Here is a 1728-nt window from a genome sequence, read left to right as displayed (position 1 = left end):
GCAGCGGCACCGGCCGCGCACTGAGCACGGCCCGCCGCACGGACGCCAGCGGCACGGCAAAGCGTCGCCCCCGGCAATCGAATTCAAGAACCTGCAGTGCTGCCGGTTGCCGGGCCGGCAACGCCGCTTCGGGCGCAAAAGCGGAGGGATTCATGCTCATCTCCTGTCGATGCGATACCAGGCGACCGCTGGCATTCTTCGCATGAGCCTGATCCTAGCGGACCTTGCGGCCGGCGTGTCAGTCCCATCGCGCGTGGCATGGACGTATGTACAGGCTCGGCATGCAGCAAGAATGGCCAAACCTAGGGATTTCATGAAATTTCTAGCAATAAATCGCCCACGCGCATCTTAAAATACCGCAAATTCGATAATTCTGTCGCAAATTAAACGACAGCGGTTATCGTTATATTGTTGCTAAAAATTGACATTCCTCACAACGAGTGTGGGTAATGTGATCAGGTCTCGAGGTGGGCCAGCTTGCCGAGGCAACGGCGCTGGAAGCTGTCGAGTCCATCCGTGACGAGGGCATCGTCCTCGGGCACGGTGCCGGCGTCGATCAGCAGGCGCAGTTTGGCGATGCGGTCGCCCTGCACGAGCGCCCGCGCGAGGTTGGACGCGTCCGGCGCGCCCGCCTGTTCGATGGCCAGGGTCACCTCCGCCGGAAATTCCCAATGGCGCGCGATGCCGGCCGACAGCTGCCGTCCCAGCGCCAGCAATTGGCTGCTGAACCCGGTGGAACCGGGGACGGCGCGGTCCGGGCACAGGCGGAACGCGACGATCAGGCCCACGTTCTGCATCAGGCCGGCCAGGTACGCTTCGAAGCCGCCGGCGGGGATGCCCGGCGCGATGAGGCTCGCGGCCAGCGCGCACCGCTCCGACTGGTCCCACACGCGCGGCGCGACGCGGCGCGCGAAGCCGTCCGACTCCATGTTGATGACGGGCCGGAACGCGACGCGCGCCAGCACCATGCGCAGGCCGTTCTGCCCCAGCAGCTTAATGGCGGCCTCGACGGTATCGACCTTCGTCATGGGGCGGTAGAACGCGCTGTTGGCCTCGCGGATCACTTCCGCCACGAGCACGGGATCCTGCATGACGAGGCGCGACAGGTCGGTGGTCGAGACGTCTTCCGCGCCCAGCCTGCCCAGCAGCTGGGGGATCACTTCGGGGACGCGCGGCACGAGCCCGGCCGCATCGCCGGGCCGGGCCGCGAGCGCCCGGACCTCGTCGAGGATGCCTTGTTCCACGTCCGGCGCCGCATCGAAACGGGCCGAGCCCGTCAGCCAGCGGTAATACGCCGCATCGATGTCGTGGCCGATGCGTTCGGCTTCGCGCGCCTGCTCCAGTTTCTGCTCGCCGGCCTTGGCCGCCGCCGCGGACGGGCTGGCGCCGCCGTCCGAACCGCCCATCAAACGTGAAATCCAACCCATGACATGCCTCCGTGCCCATGTAAATATCGTTATGGGCGGGATTGTGTCAAATAAATTGCCTTATGGCAATTCAATCCACATAATATGACGGATATTACGGCACGGGAGCACTGTTTCCCGCCGATCCGGACAGGATGCCGTGTCAGAACAGGCGTATATTGCCGTCCTCGTCCCAGTCGACCCGGGTGATGCCGGGCTCGTCCTGCTCGAGACGGCGCAACACGTCGTCGTGTCCGCCACGAAGGAAATCCTCGAGGTGGCCGACGCCGTGAACCGCGCCGAAGTGTTCCGCTACCTGGCC

Annotated in this window: 1 protein-coding gene; it reads right to left on the bottom strand. The window is 64.9% G+C overall.

Annotation, left to right across the window (positions count from 1 at the left end):
• Positions 1-455: 455 nt before the first annotated feature.
• Positions 456-1427 (bottom strand): HDOD domain-containing protein, encoded by a 972-nt coding sequence (locus tag ACEN88_RS30955; RefSeq protein ID WP_413345899.1) that lies wholly within the window; start codon positions 1425-1427, stop codon positions 456-458.
• Positions 1428-1728: the final 301 nt, after the last annotated feature.

Origin of the sequence: Massilia sp. CT11-108 (assembly GCF_047302915.1) — a bacterium.
In the GTDB taxonomy this organism is placed as follows: Bacteria; Pseudomonadota; Gammaproteobacteria; order Burkholderiales; family Burkholderiaceae_D; genus Telluria; species Telluria orientalis.
This window is presented reverse-complemented; position numbering and strand designations above follow the sequence as displayed.